Consider the following 18,295-nt stretch of genomic DNA (forward strand, 5'->3'; position numbering starts at 1 on the left):
CCCTCAGTGGCGGCCAGTGCGCTTCCAGAATGAGCACACCACCCGCGCACGTCAAGAAATACGTGAAAAAGAGTTCACGTGTTTCCTCTCGTGAACGTGTCGCCGTACGATGGCCTCCATGGACGATGCTGCCCAGACCCACACCGGATGGACGTTCCTCACCAACCATGCGCGCGTGCTGGCCGCCATCGCACGCGACCCGGGCGTCCGGGTGCGCGACATCGCGGCCGGGTGCCTGCTGACGGAGCGCGCGGTGCAGAAGATCATCGCCGACCTGGAGGCCGACGGGTACCTCGCCCACAGCCGCGAGGGCCGGTCCAACGTCTACACGATCCCGCAGGGCACGCTCCTGCGGCACCCGGCCGACACCGGCCCGACCGTCGCCGACCTGCTCTCCCTGCTCGCCGCGCACGAGGACGACGCCCGCACGTCGCAGGGCCGCGAGCGGCCGCGGCAGGAGAGCGTGGACCACTAGGGTCCGGCGCGCCCGACCCGCCCGCTTCCACGCGGCCGGCTTCCGGGCCGCCGCGTTTACCTCCGAGGGAATTGGATCGCCGCCGCGGTGGCGACAGGGTGGACGCCATGAACGACTACGTGATCCACACCATCGACACGGCGCCCGAGAGCGCCCGGCCGTCGCTCGCCGGCCTGCACACGGCGTTCGGCCTGATCCCCAACGTGGCCGGGGTGATGGCCGGCTCCCCCACCCTGCTCAACTCCTTCTTCGCGGCCTTCGGCCAGGTCAGGGGCGCCGGCACGTTCACCCCTGGAGAGCGGCAGGTGCTGCTGCTCTCCAACGCGGTCGCGAACGACTGCGCGTGGGCGGTCGCCTTCCACTCCTTCGAGGCGGTCGAGGACGGCGTCGCCCCGGCCGAGGTGGACGCGATCCGCCGCCGCCAACTCCCGGCCGACCCGCGGTTCGCCGCGCTGTCGGCGCTCACCCGCACGCTCATCGACAAGCGCGGCCATCTCGACGACGCCGACCTGAGGTCCTTCGCCGCGGCCGGATTCGGCGACGCCCAGGTGCTGGAGGTGGTCACCTGCCTGGCGATCTCGACGATGTCCAACCACGCGGCCAATGTCGCGCGGCCGCCGCTGGAGGAGGCGTTCCGCTCGCAGGCCTGGACTGCGGGAGACTGACGCCGTGTCCGACGTCGGCCCGCTGCTGAGGCACTGGCGCACCGCCCGGCGGCTGAGCCAGCTGGCGCTGGCCGCCGAGGCGGCCGTGTCGGTCCGCCACCTGTGCTTCCTGGAGACCGGTCGGTCCAGCCCCAGCCGGGCGATGGTGCTCAGGCTCGCCGAGGTGCTCGACGTGCCGCTGCGCGAGCGCAACGCCCTGCTGCTGGCCGCCGGCTTCGCCCCGGTGTACCGCGAGTCCGACCTCGACGCGCCGGAACTGGCCTCGGTCCGGGGCGCGTTGGACGCCATCCTGGCGCAGCAGGAGCCCTTCCCCGCGCTGGTGATGGACCGCGACTGGGACATCAGGTACGCGAACGCCGGGGCGCGGCGCTTCTTCGCCTTCCTGCAGGGCGGCAGGACCGCCACCCCGCCGGGGCCGCCGAACGTGCTGCGCCGGATGTTCCACCCCGACGGCGTGCGGCGCCACGTGACGAACTGGGAGGAGGTCGCCGAGGCGCTGGTGCGGCGAGCCCGCCGCGAGGCGATCGGCGGCGTCACCGACGAGCGCGCGCGGCGCGTCCTCGACGAGGTGCTGGCGTATCCGGGCGTCCCGGCGTCGCTGGCGTCCGTGGACGCCGGCGCGCCGCTGCTGCCGGTCGTCCCGGTGCGCTACGCCCGCGCGGGCCGGGAGTTCGACTACTTCTCCACCGTCACGACGCTCGGCACCCCGCAGGACGTGACGCTCCAGGAGCTGCGCATCGAGTGCTTCTTCCCGGCGGACGACGCCACCCGCTCGCACGCGCGGCACCTGGCGGCGTCGGCGGCGGCCCCGGCCGCCTCGGCGTGACGCCTGGCACACCGGGCCGGGGTGAGCCCGGCGCCCCCGGGCGGCCGGGCCGCGCGCCCCTCCTTGAGGGGTCAGGATGATCTGTCGCTTCCATCACTTTTGGCCATTTTGTGCGGACAACACGGCAGAATTGGCGCGTACAGCCTTCCGCTGTCTCATTTCGGCCGCGCGGCGGCCGCGCCTTCTGGGAGGGGCCTGTGCCCGCTTATGTCTTTCCCCCCGCCGTGGTGGCGGGGGAGTTCGCCGTGGACACCGAGGACATCCTCACCGAGGTGCGCGCCCGGCAGCCGCACGTGCCGTGGCTGTCACGGGCCGACGGCATCGCCGCCAGCACCGGCATCGCAACGCGCGGCTGGATGCTGCCGCTTGACGAGGTGTCGGCCGGTGCGTCCGGCGGCCTGCTCACGCCGCACGAGTCCGCCGCACGCACCGCACTGGCCGCGGACGGCTTCGGCGACGGCGACACCGGCCGGATCGTCGCCGCGCTCAGCGCCGCGCCCGCGCCCCGTACCGTCCAGGAGCGCAACGAGCCCGCCTGGCAGGCGGTGCAGGCGTACGGCGAACGCGCGGCCCGCCAGGCGCTGGACGCGGCCGGCCTGCGGGCCGCCGACGTGGACTGCCTGATCACGAGCCACTCCACCACCCCCGCGCTGCCCGGCCTCGACGTGGCGCTCGCCAACCGGCTGCCGCTGCGGGACGACGTGCTGCTGCTGCCGGCCAGCCAGTGGGCGTGCATCGCGGGCACCCGCTCGCTGGCGCTCGCCGCCGACCTGGTCGCGGCGGACCCGGACCGCACCGTGCTGGTGGTCATATCGGAGGCGCTGAGCACCACCTACCAGCCGGGCGACGACACCCTGGAGTCGCTGATCACGCGGCTGCTGTTCGCGGACACCGCGGTCGCCGCGGTGGTCACCGGCCGGCCGCGCCCCGGCACCTGCCTGCGGCTGGACGCGGTGTGGCACCACACGCTGCCCGGCACGATGGGCCTGCACCGGCTGGAGACCCGCCACGACGGCGTGCACTTCCTGATGGACCGCTCCGGTCCGCGCGCCGTGCAGCGCACCGTGCTGGCGATGTGGGAGTGGCTGCGCGCGCGGCACCCGTACGACGACTGGCACCCCGACCTGCTGCTCGCGCACCCCGGCGGCACCCGGGTGCTGGAGTACATGCAGCAGACGATGCCCGAGAGCTGGCCGGCCGACCTGCTGGAGCACAGCCGGGACAGCTACACCACCGGCAACCGCGGCGGGGCGGCGGTCTTCGACATCATCAGCCGCGCCCACCGCTCGGCCCCGAAGCCCGGCTCCCGCACGGTGCTCTACGCGGCCGCGCCGGGCCTGACGGCGACCGCCGTCGAGGCGGAGTGGATGTAGCGCCCCCTTCCGCCGTACCCTCCCAGCCGTACGGCCGCAGCCGTACGCCCCGGGGTCGCGGCTCAGGCCGCCACCTCGGCCCAGGTGGTCTTGCCGCCGCCGTCGCACCAGCGCACGCCCCAGCGGTCGGTCAGCTTGTGCACCACCAGCAGGCCGCGGCCGCTCTCGTCCGTGCTGCCCGCCCGGCGGCGCCGGGGCCGGGCGTCGCTGCGGTCGCCGACCTCGCACACCAGCCGGCTGCCGCCGGTCCTGATCAGCCGCAGGGTGATCTCCCCCGCGCCGTGCCGCACCGCGTTGGCGACCAGCTCGCTGACCACGAGCACCGTGTCGTGCACGCGCTCCTCCAGCCCCCAGGAGTGCAGCTGCCGGGCCACCAGCCGCCGGGCGCGGGCCGCGCCCCGCGGATCACGCGCAGGGAGCGACCAGGTGGCGACGTCCCGGCCGGGCCGGCCGGCCATCCGCGCGAGCATCAGCGTCACGTCGTCGCGCTGCTTGCCCCGCGCCGGCGCCAGGCCGCGGATGGTGCGGTCGACGGCTTCCTGCAGGTCGTCGCCCGGCCGGATCCTGGCCAGCTCGCGGCCCAGCTCCGCGATGCCCCGGTCGATGGGCGTCGAGGGGTCCTCGATGAGCCCGTCGGTGTACAGCGCCAGCAGCGCGCCCGGCTCTGCCGCGAACTCGTGCACCTCGAAGGGCTCCCGCGTCAGGAAGGACGTGCCGAGGCCCGACTGGGTGCGCGCGGCGATCACCTCGGCGCGGCCGTCGGGGTGCACCACGATCGGCGGCAGGTGCCCGGCGCTGGACATCACGCAGCGGTTCTCCACCGGGTCGTACGACACGACGCAGCAGGTGCTGTTCAGCGCGCTGTACCCGGCTGCGAAGCCCGCTTCGGTGTCGTCGAGCAGTGCGACCGTCTCGTCGAGCCGGGCGAGCACCTCGTCGGGCGCCATCCCCGCGGACAGGTGCGCCTGCGCCTCCATGCTCAGCCGGCCCATGGCGGCCGCGGCGCCGAGGCCGTGCCCGACCACGTCCCCGACGACCAGCGCGGTGCGCCCGCCGGGCAGCGAGAAGCTCGACACCCAGTCGCCGCCGACGCCGGCGCTGTCCGGGGTGGTCAGCCGGTACGCCTTGGCGATCTCGATGGTGTCGGTCGGCGACGGCGGCAGCAGCCGGCGCTGGAGGGCCAGCACCTGGGCGTGCTCGCGCTGGTGGCGCCGGGCGTTGTCGACGTGCTTGGCGGTCTTGGAGACCAGCTCCCGCATGTCGATCAGGTCGGCGCCGAAGGGGCCGAGCGGGCCGTCGGGCCGGCGCCAGACCTCCGCCACGCCCAGCACCATCGGGGCGTCCCCGTGCGGCCCGTCCACGTCCTCCACGATCAGCGGCACGCAGGCCACGCAGAGCGGCCCGTCGCCCGGCACCAGCGCCCGCAGCAGCCCGGGGTCCGCGCCGAGCGCCTGCTCGACGGCGGCGCGGTCGGGAAGCACCACGGTGCCGTCGTCGTCACGGTGCCCGGCCCGGCCGAGGAGGACGTCGGCCTCCCGCGGGAGGACCTGGCCGGGGGTGAGGAACCCCGCCGGCCAGTCGTGGTCGGGGGCCAGGGCGGCGCGGCGCAGCGTGGTGCGGCCCTCGACCTGCTCGCCGGTCCAGACGTTGTCGTCCAGCGAGACCGCCACGACGTCGCCCCAGGGCAGCAGGGAGCCGGCCAGCGCACGGGCGGTGTCGCCGACGTCGAGCGTGGTCCCGATCGAGGTCGCGGCGGCGTAGAGGTGGAAGCGGCGGGCCATGTCGATGAAGGAGATGGTCAGGCCGTCGTCGGGCTGCGGGGACGGCAGGATGCTCAGCGACACCACCAGCTCCGAGCCGTCCGGCTTGGGGAGGCGCTGGACGCGGGCCACATGCGGCTCACGGGTCTCCACGGCGCGTCGCAGCCGCTGGGTGACGGCGGGGACGTCGGCGGACGGCAGCAGGTTCACGAACGGCTCGCCCGGCACCGCCGTCAGCCCGTCGAAGCAGCGCGGGCCCAGGTTGGCGCTGACGATCCGCAGGTCGCGGTCGACCACGACCGCGCCGAGGATCTGCTCCTTGTCCTCCGGCTCCCCCGGCCGCTCGCCGCCGCGCCCGCCGTCCGCTCCCCGGCCGCCGCCGTCCCGGCCGTCCCGCCCGCCGGCGCCGGAGCCGTCGAGGTCCCCGTCGGCGTCCGAGCGGTCGGCGTCCTCCGAGCCCGGTCCGAGGATCAGGCCCGCGAGCGCCTGGCTGACCACCGCTATGTCGGCGTCGGGCGGGCTGCCGTGCGAGGTGCTGGGTTCCATGCGGTGCTCAACCGTTCAGCGGGTCGGGGATGCCGAGAAGGCGGACGAACCTCCCGTTCAGCGCATAGTCCGTCATGTCCTGCCAAGGGACATAAATCTATGATAAGAGCGCCGACTCGGCATTCCGCAGTGCGCCCGACCGGGCGCCCCCGCCTTCGCGGGGCGGCGGGTCAGCGGGACGGCGCCGAGCGGCCGACCTTGATCGCCCAGACCACGAGCGGCACCTGCACCGGGAGCCGCGCGTAGGCGGCGGCCTTCAGCGGGGTGCGGCGGTGCCGCCAGTCGTAGGCCATCTTGACGTTGGCCGGGAAGACCGCCGCGAAGAACCCGGCGGTCAGCAGGCCGCCCGCGCGGCGCGTCGCGGGGAGCGCCACCGCGGCCGCCAGGGCCAGCTCCGCGACCCCGCTGGCCCGGGTCCAGGTGCGCGGGTCGCCGGGGAGGGAGGCCGGCACGATCTCGTCGTACGGCTCCGGGCGCAGGAAGTGCGTCACGCCGGCCGAGGCGAGGAGCCCGGCGAGCAGGAAGGCAGAACGTGCGGACACCGCGACCTCCTGGTCAGGGCGGGCGGGTCCCGCCGCACAGCGCATCCTTACCCATCGGTAACCGCATGGCAACCCTCGCCCCTTCCCCGCGGCCACCTGCAACGGAAGGAGATGGACATCGTTTGGAAATGTCGAGTTCACCCGGAAATGGGTTTCGGTGGCTGTGATCGCGGCTAACCCGCAGATCACGGGGCCCTTCAAGCCCCTTCCGTCTCCGGAATCCGTGCAAGGAACCATGCGAGAGGTGCGCGTGATGGGTGAAGTGCGTGTGCTGTCGGTCTACGAGGGCTTCTTCTCCGGAGGGGCCCGCATCCTGCACTCAGACGTGGTGCGAGGGCTGCACGGAAGCGCGCAGCGGCACGCGGTGCTGAGCGTGCAGGGCGAGGTGCACCGCGAGGCGACGCGGCAGCGGATGGAGGACGACGCCTGCTACCGCTCCCTGACCGGGGCCGGGATCGAGGTCAGCGCGCTGCGCCGGTCCGCGTCCGGGTCGCACGACGCCTTCAGCGCCTCCGAACTCGCCGCCACCGCGCGGGCGACGGCCGCCGCCGACGTCGTCCTGTCGCTCAAGGAGCAGCCGCTGGCGCTGCTCAACCACGCCGGGCTGCCGTACCGCCCGGTGGTGGTCTGCCTGCACCGCTCCGATCCGCACAACCAGGGGCCGGCGCTGGACGCGCTGCTCGACGGGATCGCCGCGGGGCGGGTGCGGGCGTGCGTGTGCTGCGCGGAGTCCACCCGCGACGCCTACGCGGCCGCAGGCGTCCCGGCCGAACTGCTGCACGTCGTCCCCAACGGGGTGGACCTGCTGAGGTTCCGGCCCGACCCCGCGGTGCGGGTACGGCTCAGGGCGGCGCTGGGCATCGCGCCCGGCGCCCCCGCGGTGGTCTTCGCGGCCCGCTACGCGGCGATGAAGGACGTGCCGCTGTTCCTGCGCTCGGCCCGGCAGTACCTGCGCCGCGACCCGGGCGCGCACGTGCTGCTGTGCGGCGCCGGCATGACACCGGAGAACCGGGAGCTGGCCGCGGACGTCGCCGCGGCCTTCGGCGGCGAGCCGTGGCTCGCCGACCGGCTGACGCTGCTCGGCGTGCGGCCGGACATGGAGGCGGTGTACGCGGCCGCCGACGTCGTCTCGCTCACCTCGTCGTCGGGCGAGGCCGCCCCGCTGTGCCTGATCGAGGGCATGATGTGCGGCGCGGTGCCGGTCACCACCGACGTGGGCGACAGCGCGTCGCTGGTCGCCGGGCACGGCTTCGTCACCGCGCCCGACGCCGAGGAGATCGCCGCGGCCTGGGCCGAGGCGGCGGCGGGAGCGGACCGGTTCCGGCCGGCCCTGGAGCTGAGCCGCGAACGGTTCAGCCGGACCCGGATGATCGCCGCGTACGGCAGCCTGATCGAGCAGGTCCACCACGGCGTCGCCCCGGCCCGGCTCCCGGAGACGCTGTGACCCCGCGCCCGCTCAGCGCGCGGAGGCGACCGCCGCCCCGTATCCGTGCTCGACGATGCGCTGCGCGGACACGTCGTAGTAGCCGGCGTCGGCGGGCTCCTCGGTGTCCAGGCAGGTCACGTAGCGGTTGAACAGGCAGAAGGACGCGGCGATCAGCACCGTGTCGTGGATCTCGGCGTCGTCGGCGCCCGCCTCGCGGGCGGCGGCCACGGCCTCCTGGGAGACCGCGCGGACCTCGCCGCGGACCTCGGCGGCGATCGCCAGCAGCGCCCGCAGCTTGGGCGAGATCGGCGCCGCGTCCGGGTCGTGCAGCACCGACTTGACCAGGTCGTGGCCGCCTTCCAGCTGCGCCGCCGCGAAGGCGCTGTGCGAGCCGGAGCAGAAGGGCGTGGTGTTCAGCTCGGAGGTGTAGGCCGCGATCAGCTCACGCTCACCCCGGGACAGCGTCAGCGGGCCGCGCAGCAGGGTCTCCGCGAGCAGGTTGAGCGGAGCGGCGGTGTCGGGGCGCTGGATCATCAGGCCGGTGATGCCGGGCTGACCGTTCGTGATCTCGATGTGGGCCACGGAGATTTCCCTTCCCGGAACGGGTCGTCGCGTTCACGAAGGACGGACGCCGGTCGGCGGGCGCCAGTCGGTGGACGCCGCACAACGGCAGCGTCCGCAGCAGCATCCCGCCGGGGACCGCAGCCCCGCTACTTCCAGATTGCCGAACGGCCGAGGCGTCCGGCGTGCAGCAGGTCTGTCGGCCGGGTTAAGAAATCCGCGATGGACGGCGGCGCCCCGCGCCGGTGAGATGGGAGTGCGGCGCAGCCAGGTGCGACGCCCCGTCTCTGCAGGGGAGAACCATGAAGGCGCTCGTGAAGAAGGAGGCCGCGGCCGGCCTGTGGCTGACCGACGTGCCGGAGCCGCGGACCGGTCCGGGCGACGTGCTGATCAAGGTGCTGCGCACCGGCATCTGCGGCACCGACCTGCACATCCGGGACTGGGACGGCTGGGCGCGGCAGGCCGTGTCGGCGCCGCTGGTGCTGGGCCACGAGTTCGTCGGCGAGGTCGTCGGCACCGGCCGCGACGTGACCGGCGTGGCGGTCGGCGACCTGGTCAGCGGCGAGGGCCACCTGGTCTGCGGGAGCTGCCGCAACTGCCTGGCCGGCCGCCGCCACCTGTGCCGCAGCACGGTGGGGCTCGGCGTGGGCCGGGACGGCGCGTTCGCCGAGTTCGTGGCGCTGCCCGCCTCCAACGTGTGGGTGCACCGCACCCAGGTCGACCTGGACGTCGCGGCGATCTTCGACCCGTTCGGCAACGCCGTGCACACCGCGCTGTCCTTCCCGCTGGTCGGCGAGGACGTGCTGATCACCGGCGCGGGCCCGATCGGCATCATGGCCTGCGCGGTGGCCCGGCACGCCGGCGCGCGCAACGTGGTCGTCACCGACGTCAGCGCGCCGCGTCTGGAGCTGGCCCGCAAGGCCGGCGCCGACCTCGCCGTCGACGTCTCGCGGCAGACCGTCGCGGACGCGCAGGCCGGCCTCGGCCTGAAGGAGGGCTTCGACGTCGGCCTGGAGATGTCCGGCCGCCCCGAGGCGCTGCGCGACATGATCGGCAACATGACGCACGGCGGCCGGATCGCGATGCTCGGCCTGCCCGACCGCGAGTTCCCGGTCGACTGGGCGAAGATCGTCACCTCGATGCTGACGATCAAGGGCATCTACGGCCGCGAGATGTACGAGACCTGGTACGCGATGAGCGTGCTGCTCGAGCGCGGCCTCGACCTCAGCCCGGTGATCACCGGCCGCTACGGTTACCGCGACTTCGACCGCGCCTTCGACGAGGCGTCCACCGCCACCGGCGGCAAGATCATCCTCGACTGGACGGTCTGACCCGCCCCGTCGCCCCCTGCCCCGCGCCGTTCCCTCCCCGCCCTGGCCGCCGGCCTCGGCCCCCGATTCCGCCCCCGCCCCAGCCCCCGCAAGGAGCCCTCCCGTGTACGAGTCCGTCCGCGACGACCTGCGCGCCACCCTGGACGAGATCCGCGAGAACGGCCTGTTCAAGCCGGAGCGGGTGATGGCCGGCGCGCAGCGCGCCACCGTCGCGGTGACCGCGGGCGGCGGGGAGACCGCCGAGGTGCTGAACTTCTGCGCCAACAACTACCTCGGCCTCGCCGACCACCCCGCGGTGGTCTCGGCGGCCCGCGACGCGCTGGACCGGTGGGGCTACGGCATGGCCAGCGTGCGGTTCATCTGCGGCACCCAGGAGGTCCACAAGGAGCTGGAACAGCGGCTGTCGGCGTTCCTCGGGCAGGAGGACACCGTCTTGTACTCCTCCTGCTTCGACGCCAACGGCGGCGTCTTCGAGACGCTCCTCGGCGCCGAGGACGCGGTGATCTCCGACGCCCTCAACCACGCCAGCATCATCGACGGCATCCGGCTGTCCAAGGCCCGCCGGCTGCGCTACGCCAACCGCGACATGGCCGAGCTCGAGCAGCGCCTGAAGGAGTCCCGCGACGCACGGCGCCGGCTGATCGTGACCGACGGCGTGTTCTCGATGGACGGCTACGTGGCCCCGCTGGACGAGATCTGCGACCTGGCCGACCGCTACGACGCCATGGTCATGGTCGACGACTCGCACGCGGTCGGCTTCGTCGGCCCCACCGGCCGCGGCACCCCCGAGCTGCACGGCGTCACCGACCGGGTGGACATCGTCACCGGCACCCTCGGCAAGGCGCTGGGCGGCGCCTCCGGCGGCTACGTCGCGGCGCGCGCCGAGATCGCCGCCCTGCTGCGGCAGCGCTCGCGCCCTTACCTGTTCTCCAACTCCCTGGCGCCGGTGATCGCCGCCGCCTCGCTGACCGTGCTCGACCTGCTGGACGGCGCGGGCGACCTGCGGGAGAGGCTGTACGCCAACACCGAGCGGTTCCGCACCGCGATGGGCGAGGCCGGCTTCGACGTGCTGCCGGGCGACCACCCGATCGCCCCGGTGATGATCGGCGACGCCGCCGAGGCGGGCCGGATGGCCGAGCTGCTGCTGGAGCGCGGGGTGTACGTGATCGGCTTCTCGTACCCCGTGGTGCCGCTCGGCCAGGCCAGGATCCGGGTGCAGCTGTCGGCCGCACACAGCGCCGCCGACGTGGAGCGCGCGGTGGCCGCCTTCGTCGATGCGCGCGCGGCCCTGCGAAGCTGAGAGGGGGCAGCCGCGCAGCGCGGTCGCCCCGGAGCCGCTGGACAGGTGTGAGGACGACCGATGATCGACCCCAGGAGACTGCGGGTGCTGCGCGCCGTGGCGCAGCACCGCACGGTGACCGCGGCGGCGGCCGCGCTGTATCTGTCGCCGTCCGCGGTGTCGCAGCAGCTCGCGGCCCTGGAGAGCGAGTCGGGACACACCCTGCTGACCCGCAGCAGCCGCGGCGTCCAGCTGACGCCGGTCGGCCAGATCCTGCTGGAGCACGCCCACGCGGTGGAGGCCCGGCTCGAGGAGGCCGAGGCGGCGCTCGCGGCGTACGCGGGCGGGCAGGCCGGTGAGGTGACCCTCGCGGCCTTCGCCACCGGCATCGCCGAGGTGGTCGCGCCGGCGATGAGCCGGCTTGCGGTGCTGCATCCGCGGATCAGCGCCCGGGTGCTGGACGCGGAGGGCGACGAGAGCCTGCCGATGCTGCTGGACGGCGCCGCGGACGTGGCGGTCGCGGTCGCCTACCGCGGCGCGCCGCGCGAGGACGACCGCAGGCTCACCCGGGTCCCGCTGTACGCGGAGCCCTTCGACGCCGTGCTGGCCGCCTCCGATCCGCTGGCCGCGCTCCCCGGCCTGTCGCTCGGCCAGCTGGCCGACCGCGACTGGATCGGCCCCTACCCGGGCAACCCGTGCCACGACGTGGTGCTGCTGGCCTGTGAGGCGGCGGGCTTCGCACCACGGCTGGTGCACTCCTCGGACGACTTCCGCGCGGTGGTCGCGCTGGCCGGCGCGGGCGCGGGGGTCGCGCTGGTGCCCCGCTCGGCGCTCACCGGCATGGACCTGCCGGGGGCGGTGGTCCGCCCGGTCGGCGGGCCCGCGGCCGCCACCCGCCGGGTCTTCGCCGCGGTGCGCCGCGGCGCGGAGAACCATCCGCTGATCCGCCCGGTGCTGGACGCCCTGGCGGACGCCGCGCCGCAGAGGTGACCGTCCGCGGGGGCGTTCGGGCAGGGGCATGCGCGCAGGGGCGTCCGTGCAGGCGCGTCAGGGTCGGGCACGGCGCCGGCCGGCCGGGCGGGACGACCGGCGCCGCGGGTCAGATCTGCGGCAGCGCCGTCCAGCGCTGCGCGTTGGTGCCGTTGCAGTCGTACAGCTGGAGCTGCGTGCCGTCGGTGGTCGACGACCCCGGGTCGTCCAGGCAGCGCCCGGACTGCGGGTTGCGGTAGCCGCCGTTGTACGGCTGCCAGACCTGCGCCCCGGTGCCGTTGCAGTCCCACACCTGCACGGGCGTGCCGTTGCCGGTGCCTCCGCTCGCGGCGTCCAGGCACTTGCCGAGGACGCGCACGGTGCCGTCGGTGTGCGCGGTCCACCACTGGGCGTCGCTGCCGTTGCAGCTCCACAGCTGGGCGTGGGAGCCGTTCGTGGTCGAGCTGGGGTCGTCGTCGAGGCACTTGCCGGCGAGCCCGGAGTAGACCACGCCGCCGGTGGGCACCGGCGCCTTGATCCAGCCCGCGGCGTCGGCGGCCTGGACCCCGGCGTCGAAGGCGTCGGCCATCTTCTGGTAGCCGCCGTCGTTCGGATGCAGGTCGTCGGAGAGGTCGGCGGTGGTGAGCGCGCCCATGTCGACGTAGCGGACGTGTCTGCCGGCCGACTGCTCGGCCTGCACGATGGCCGGCACCTGCTGGTTGAAGGCGGGTCTGTTGGGCTCCTCGACGGTGTTCTTGGAGACGATGAGCGAGGCGACGAGGACGGTGGCGTCGGGCGCGTCGGCGGTGATCCGGTCCACCAGCGCGTGCAGCCGGTCGGCCGCGGTCGGCACCTGGTAGTTCTGGTTGAGGTCGTTGGTGCCGATCTCCAGGGTCACCACGTTGGGCCGGTACTTGGCCAGCACGCCGTCCGCGATGCCGGCGATCTGGTCGATCCGCCAGCCGGAGTGGCCCTCGTTGTCGGGGTCGGCCATGGTGCCGTTGCGGCCGCTGCCGACGAGGTCCAGGGCGTGGCCGGCGGAGGTCAGTTCGCTGCCCAGGGCAGCGCGGTAGCTGTTGCCCGTGCTGCTGCCGACCCCCCAGGTGATGGAGTCGCCGAGCGGCATCAGCCGCAGCGCCGCGGGCGCGGCGGCCGCGCTGGGCGCTGCGGCCGCGGCGGGTGGGGCGCCGGCGGCGAGCGCGCCGAAGGCCGCGGTCGCGGTCGCCGCGGCGACCGCGAGCAGTCGTGCGAGGTGCGTTCTCACAGGGTGTTCTCCCTTGTCGGACGGCCTGTCGGACGGCCTGGTCAGTCGGCGGCGTTGAGCAGGTCGAGGGCGCTGTGCTGGCATCCGTAGTCGCTCGTCCCGGCGCCGCCCGCCCAGTGCGGGCCGTACTGGTCCAGGGCGTTGCGGTCGTGCGCGTAGGCGGAGTTCGCCCACGTGGTCAGGACGCCGGCGTAAGGGTGGTCGGACAGCTGGGAGTTGAGCCTGCCGAGGCCGCGCACGTAGGCGCCCTTGAAGCTCGGGCCGTCGCCGGTGCAGCTGTCGCCCTCGCCGGGCTCGCGCAGCACCCCGCCGGAGGAGAGGGCGACGGTGGACGCGCCGGCGAGCGTGCGCGCGGTGGAGAGCAGGCTCGCGTCGCCGGTGGCCCGGTTCAGCTCGGTGAGTCCGCCCAGCACGACGCCCTGGTTGTACGTCCAGGTCTGCTGGCCGTTGTTGGCGCAGGAGCCGGTCAGCCCGTCGTTGACCAGGTGGCTGCCGTTGATCATGCCGCTGTTCCTGAACCAGTTCCACTCGCTCTGCGCCCGGCCCAGGTAGACCGAGTCGCCGCCGATCCGGTTGTGCAGGGCGGCGTTGAGCTGGAGGAACAGCTCGTTGGTGATGGCGTTCTTGTAGCCGCGGCTCTCGCTCCACCAGACGCCGCCGCCGCAGGTGCCGTCCCAGTACGCCTGCATGTGGTCGGCGTCCGCGCGGGCGGTGTTGAGGTAGCGGCTGTCGCCGGTCAGGTCGTAGGCGTCCACCCAGGCCAGCCCCCACCAGCCGGTGTCGTCGAGGTAGTTGTTGGTGAAGTTGCCCTCCTGAGCGCCGAGTTGCGCGTTGTAGGTCTGGCTGACGGCGTAGCTGTAGCTGGACATGCCGGTGTCGCGGATGTCGTCGATGATCGCGGTCAGCGCGTTGGCGGAGGTCCACCAGCCGTTGCCGCCGAAGAGCTTGGTGCCGCGGTCGTAGGACATCATCAGGGCGGTGGCGGCGGCCCTGCGCCGGTCGGCGGCGTTCCAGGTGGTCCGCGCCCACTGGGTGCAGGCGATGTCGGCGCGGTCGCCCGCCTTGCCGCAGGCGCGCAGCGCGCCGACGCCGAGGCCGTTCCAGTCGTCCACGTTGTACATCAGGGTCCGCCAGCCGGTGGACCCCGCCGGTACGGAGGTGTCACCGAGCCTGCTGCCGGCGGTCCAGGTGCGGCCGCCGTCGAAGGAGCGGTCGAGCCACACCTCGTCGCCTCCGGTGCCGCCCTCGACCGACGCCCAGCCCATGGCGTCGGCGTCGTCGAAGTGCAGCGTGAAGGTGCGGCCGAACAGCGTGCTGGTGACGGGCTTGCGGTCGCCGGTGCTCAGCCCGGGGTCGCGCGCGTCGCAGAACCGGTTGCAGATCGCGGTCGCCGCCCCGGCCGGGGCGCCCGCGCCGATCTGCGCGGACACCGTCATCGAGGCCACCACGGCCAGGACCGCCAGGAGGGATCTCAGAGCTTTCACGTCAGGACTCCTGTTCCACTGTCGCGGGCGGGCGTCAGCCCAGCCGGAAGGTCTGGGCGGTGGTGCCGTTGCAGTCGTAGAGCTGCAGGGTGTCGCCGGGCTGCTGGTGGTTGCCGTTGTCGTCCAGGCAGCGCCCGGACTGCGGGTTGGACAAGGTGCCGTCGGCGCGGCTGTTCCAGACCTGCGCGCCGGTGCCGTTGCAGTCCCACAGCTGGACCGCGGTCCCGTTCGCGGTGCCGCCGGCCGCGGCGTCCAGGCACTTCCCGAAGGTGCGCACCGTGTGGTCGCCGGGGGCGGACCAGCGCTGCGCGTCCGAGCCGTTGCAGCTCCACAGCTGCACCGGGGTGGCCGTCGCCGGGTCGGCGTTCACGACGTCGGCGCACAGCCCGCCGGGGCCGCTGACCGGTCCCGGCGGCAGCTTCCACACCTGCGCGGCGCTGCTGTTGCAGTCGTAGAGCTGCAACTGCACTGCTCCCGGAGCGGTGTTGCCGTCCGGCAGGTCGAGGCAGCGGCCCGAGGCCGGGTTGAGCAGGGTGCCGTCGGTGCGGTGGGTCCAGGTCTGGCCGGCCGCGCCGGTGCAGGCCGCGAGGGTGACCGGGACGCCGTTGCCGGTGCCGCCGGTCGCGGTCACGCACTTGCCCAGCGTGCGCAGGGAGTTGTCGGCCTGAAGGGCGTAACTCTGCCCGGCGCCGTGGTTGCAGCCGAACAGCTGCAGCGCGGTGCCGTCGGCGCTCGCGCCGCCGCGGACGTCCAGGCACCCGCCGCCGTCGCCGATCACCTCTCCGGTGGCCGGGTTGGCGGTGGCGCTGCCGGACAGGGCCACGGTGTGCGCGGAGTTCAGCGGCAGCGCCGCGGTGGTGACGGTGACGGTGCGGCGGTTGGCGTTCCACGACCAGTCGGTCTCCGGCACCTGCACGCCGTCGACACGCACGGCGGTCGGCGCCGTCGAGGAGTTCGACAGCCGCAGGGTGTAGGCGCGGGAGGTCGGCGCCCCGGGGTAACCGCCGCTCTGCGCGCCGATGGTGAGGGTACGGGATGCATCGGCCCAGGACAGCGGCGCGGCGGTGGACTGGCCCGAGGTGTAGCCGGCGCCCTCCCCCGCGTCGGAGTACAGCGAGAACGAACCGTCCGCGCCCGTCGCGACGTTGACGGTCTCCTGGGTGAGCGGGGGCTGCGCGTTGTCGGTGTGGTCGGTGCGGGTCGGCATGATGCCGCCGGCCTTGATGAGCACCGGCATCTGGGCGAGCGGGTCGGTGACGGTCACCGTCGCGGGGCCGGTGTAGGTGCGGCCGGTGAAGTAGTCGGTCCAGCTGCCCGGCGGCACCCAGACCGAGGCGGAGCCGTTGCCCGAGGAGTCGTTCGCCGTGGTGATCGGCGCGACCAGCACGTCGTCCCCGTACAGGTACTGCCCCGGCACGTTGTACGCGGCGTCGCTCGCCGGGTAGTCCAGGTACATCGGGCGGACGATCGGCACGCCGGTGGCGTGCGCCTGCTGGGCGAGGGTGTAGGTGTACGGGACGAGGGCCTCGCGCAGCCGCAGCGCCTGCTCGGCGGCGGTCGCGGCGGCTCCGGTGTAGTTCCACGGCAGCCGGTCGCCGTGGTCGGAGTGCAGCCGGTCGACCGGCTGGAACGCGCCGAACTGCAGCCAGCGCACGTAGAGGTCGTCCGGCAGGTGGCCGCCGTGGAAGCTGCCGATGTCATGGCTGACGTTGGTCAGCCCGGCCGCGGCCTCGTCCGCGGTGAAGCGCACCTCGTAGCCGAGCATGTCCCAGGTGGCGGGCGTGTCGCCGGTGAACTGCATCGTGGTGCGCCGCTCCGACCACGGGCCGAGCGCGTAGTTGCCGTCGTCGCCGGCGTACTCCGCGCCGCCGAGGCGCGCGAAGGAGAAGCCGCGCAGGCCCTTGGCGGCCGCGTCGTCCGCGTACGCCTGGTTGATCAGGTTGTCGGGCGCGACGTGCGGGTCGCTCGCGGTCGAACCGCCGCAGCCACCGCAGTAGTCGAGCCACCACTCGCGCACGCCCTGCTGCTCGAAGGACTGCTGCAGGCCGAGGTAGGCGGCGAGTTGGGACGGCTTGGACCAGTCGAAGCGGTAGGTGTTCCCGCTGTCCACGGTGAGGCCGCCGGCCTGGCTGTTGGCGGCGGCGAACCTGGGGTCGTCGCCGTTGATGCTCGGGTGGATGTTCATGGCCACCGAAAGGCTCTGCTGCTTGGTCCAGTTGAGGAACGACTGCGGGTCCGGGAAGAGCGCGGAATTCCAACTCCAGCCGTTCCACTGGCTGGGCGCCTTCCAGTCGGTGTCCACCACCAGCCAGTCCACCGGCGTGCCGGTGCTGCGGAAGGCCGGCAGCAGCGTGTTCTCGTAGTCGGCCGTGGTGTACGCGTAGTAGCGGGAGTACCAGACGCCGTAGGCGGACTGCGGGAGCAGCGCCGCCGCGCCGGTCAGCGCGTTGAGGTCGGACAGGCCCTGCTTGTAGTTCTGGCCGTAGCCGAAGAAGTAGCCGTCCTGGTAGGGCTGTCCGCCGTGCGCGGGCCGGTCGGAGACCGCGTGCGAGGCGCTGAGCAGGGCGCTGCGGGTGTCGTCCATCAGGTACCAGCCGTCGCGGTCCAGGATGCCGGGGTGCTCGGGCACCGGCAGCGTCCTGGGGTTGTCCAGGCTGCGCGACCAGCCGCCGAGTGTGTCGGTGGGGCCCGCGCCGTAACCGGTGGTGGTCAGCGCGCTCTGGGCGACGGGATAGGCGGTGGTGGCGACTGGCGTCACCGCGATGCTGTCGAGGTTGACCCGTCCGGTGTCACCGGCGTTCTGCACCAGGTCGAGCGTGTCGGTGCCCGCGGTGAGGTTGACCGTCGCGGACGTGGTGGCCCAGGTCTCCCATGAGGACGTGGCCGGGAAGCTGAGCCGGGGCCCGGCCGCCCCGTTGACCCGGGTGGAGAGGGAGCCGGTGCCGCCGGCCGCGTTGGAGTAGCGCACCGACAGCCGGTAGCTGCCGGTCGAGGGGACCTGTGACACGTCCTGCGTGACGCCGCTGCCGGTGGCCTCGAACCCGGCGGCGAAGGCCGACCCGGTGTGTCCGGTGTGGTCGTACGCGGCCGCCGCGCGACCGGCGAACAGCGCGTCCTCCGCCTCGCAGGCGGAGCCGACGGCGCAGTACGAGGGGAACGCGGGTTTCGCCTGCACGCCGGTGCCGGTGAGCGTGACGGTCAGGTTGGCCGCGGTGAAGGGGCCGCTGCCCTGCTTCCACCGCAGCGTGAGGGCGCTGGTCCTGATCTCCCGGTAGCCGTCGGAGGACACGTCGGTGGTGTACGCCGCGGCCGGGAAGGACCGGTTCACCGCGTTGAAGGTGGCGCCGTCCTGGAACGCGCCGTCGCCCGCGTACTCCAGGCGCACCAGGGTCGGGGTGAGCACCTCGAAGCGGGCGCTGCCGTCGGTGACCACGGCGCTCGCCGCGTGCGCCTTCGGCGCGGCGGCCGCGCCGGAGACCACCAGCGCCGCAAGCAGGGCGAGGCAGCCGCCGGCGGCCAGCGCGGTGCGCGAGGCGCGGCGGCGGGCGGCGCGGAAGCGGCCGGGGGCGGGAGCGGCGGCGGTGGCCGGGGGGGTGGTGGCAGAAGGGGCGGGAGCTGGAGCGGTCGTGCCGGGGTCCCGTCCGGGGTCCCGGCTGAGGCGCCGGCCGGGCCGGTGGCGGAGCGTGCGTACCGAGCGCAGGTGCATGGGAGCCTCCTGAGAGCTGACAACGTTGTCTAGTTCGTCGGTCGGCCGTGGCGGGCCCCCCGGGGGGGGGGGCGGCCCCCCCCGCCGG

Annotated in this window: 14 protein-coding genes; 8 read left to right on the forward strand and 6 right to left on the reverse strand. The window is 74.0% G+C overall.

Annotated features, from left to right (window positions below; genetic code table 11):
- Nucleotides 1-118 precede the first annotated feature (118 nt).
- The 4 genes from V2S66_RS11010 (at nucleotide 119) to V2S66_RS11025 (ending at nucleotide 3,339) form a co-directional block, all read left to right on the forward strand.
- On the forward strand, nucleotides 119-475 hold the full coding sequence (locus tag V2S66_RS11010) for a helix-turn-helix transcriptional regulator (RefSeq protein WP_330794420.1): 357 nt from the start codon (nucleotides 119-121) through the stop codon (nucleotides 473-475).
- Between the two features lie 107 nt (nucleotides 476-582).
- The gene (locus tag V2S66_RS11015) at nucleotides 583-1,140 is read left to right on the forward strand and encodes a carboxymuconolactone decarboxylase family protein (RefSeq protein ID WP_330794421.1); all 558 of its coding nucleotides are present in this window, start codon (nucleotides 583-585) and stop codon (nucleotides 1,138-1,140) included.
- Between the two features lie 4 nt (nucleotides 1,141-1,144).
- The gene (locus V2S66_RS11020) at nucleotides 1,145-1,966 is read left to right on the forward strand and encodes a helix-turn-helix domain-containing protein (protein ID WP_330794422.1); all 822 of its coding nucleotides are present in this window, start codon (nucleotides 1,145-1,147) and stop codon (nucleotides 1,964-1,966) included.
- A gap of 197 nt (nucleotides 1,967-2,163) precedes the next feature.
- Nucleotides 2,164-3,339, forward strand: coding sequence for a beta-ketoacyl-[acyl-carrier-protein] synthase family protein (locus tag V2S66_RS11025; protein WP_330794423.1), 1,176 nt, complete (start codon nucleotides 2,164-2,166; stop codon nucleotides 3,337-3,339).
- A 62-nt stretch (nucleotides 3,340-3,401) separates the two neighbouring features.
- Here the strand turns inward: V2S66_RS11025 and V2S66_RS11030 are convergent, their stop codons facing one another.
- Both V2S66_RS11030 and V2S66_RS11035 read right to left on the reverse strand, forming a co-directional pair.
- The gene (locus tag V2S66_RS11030) at nucleotides 3,402-5,645 is read right to left on the reverse strand and encodes an ATP-binding SpoIIE family protein phosphatase (protein WP_330794424.1); all 2,244 of its coding nucleotides are present in this window, start codon (nucleotides 5,643-5,645) and stop codon (nucleotides 3,402-3,404) included.
- A gap of 170 nt (nucleotides 5,646-5,815) precedes the next feature.
- Nucleotides 5,816-6,232, reverse strand: a complete 417-nt coding sequence (locus tag V2S66_RS11035) for a DoxX family protein (protein ID WP_330794425.1) — start codon at nucleotides 6,230-6,232, stop codon at nucleotides 5,816-5,818.
- Between the two features lie 208 nt (nucleotides 6,233-6,440).
- On the opposite strand from V2S66_RS11035, the gene V2S66_RS11040 reads away from it, so the two are divergent.
- Nucleotides 6,441-7,631, forward strand: coding sequence for a glycosyltransferase (locus V2S66_RS11040; RefSeq protein ID WP_330794426.1), 1,191 nt, complete (start codon nucleotides 6,441-6,443; stop codon nucleotides 7,629-7,631).
- A 12-nt stretch (nucleotides 7,632-7,643) separates the two neighbouring features.
- On the opposite strand, the gene V2S66_RS11045 is transcribed toward V2S66_RS11040, so the two are convergent.
- A complete protein-coding gene (locus tag V2S66_RS11045; RefSeq protein WP_330794427.1) occupies nucleotides 7,644-8,195 on the reverse strand; it encodes a carboxymuconolactone decarboxylase family protein in 552 nt (183 codons plus the stop codon).
- A gap of 281 nt (nucleotides 8,196-8,476) precedes the next feature.
- Here V2S66_RS11045 and tdh point away from each other — a divergent pair, with 281 nt between their 5' ends.
- From tdh to V2S66_RS11060, 3 genes are all read left to right on the forward strand, one after another.
- The gene (gene tdh / locus V2S66_RS11050; RefSeq protein ID WP_330794428.1) at nucleotides 8,477-9,505 is read left to right on the forward strand and encodes an L-threonine 3-dehydrogenase; all 1,029 of its coding nucleotides are present in this window, start codon (nucleotides 8,477-8,479) and stop codon (nucleotides 9,503-9,505) included.
- Between the two features lie 103 nt (nucleotides 9,506-9,608).
- On the forward strand, nucleotides 9,609-10,805 hold the full coding sequence (locus V2S66_RS11055) for a glycine C-acetyltransferase (protein WP_330794429.1): 1,197 nt from the start codon (nucleotides 9,609-9,611) through the stop codon (nucleotides 10,803-10,805).
- A gap of 60 nt (nucleotides 10,806-10,865) precedes the next feature.
- Nucleotides 10,866-11,774 (forward strand): LysR family transcriptional regulator, encoded by a 909-nt coding sequence (locus V2S66_RS11060; RefSeq protein WP_330794430.1) that lies wholly within the window; start codon nucleotides 10,866-10,868, stop codon nucleotides 11,772-11,774.
- 109 nt (nucleotides 11,775-11,883) lie between these two features.
- Here the strand turns inward: V2S66_RS11060 and V2S66_RS11065 are convergent, their stop codons facing one another.
- From V2S66_RS11065 to V2S66_RS11075, 3 genes are all read right to left on the reverse strand, one after another.
- Entirely contained in the window at nucleotides 11,884-13,017 is a 1,134-nt protein-coding gene (locus V2S66_RS11065; protein WP_330794431.1) for a ricin-type beta-trefoil lectin domain protein, read from the reverse strand.
- A gap of 41 nt (nucleotides 13,018-13,058) precedes the next feature.
- On the reverse strand, nucleotides 13,059-14,453 hold the full coding sequence (locus tag V2S66_RS11070) for a glycoside hydrolase family 76 protein (RefSeq protein ID WP_330794441.1): 1,395 nt from the start codon (nucleotides 14,451-14,453) through the stop codon (nucleotides 13,059-13,061).
- 82 nt (nucleotides 14,454-14,535) lie between these two features.
- Nucleotides 14,536-18,207: a ricin-type beta-trefoil lectin domain protein gene (locus V2S66_RS11075; protein WP_330794432.1), complete on the reverse strand. Its 3,672-nt coding sequence runs from the start codon at nucleotides 18,205-18,207 to the stop codon at nucleotides 14,536-14,538.
- Between the last annotated feature and the right edge of the window lie 88 nt (nucleotides 18,208-18,295).

This window comes from Actinacidiphila polyblastidii (assembly GCF_036353415.1).
GTDB classification, from domain to species: Bacteria; Actinomycetota; Actinomycetes; order Streptomycetales; family Streptomycetaceae; genus Actinacidiphila; species Actinacidiphila polyblastidii.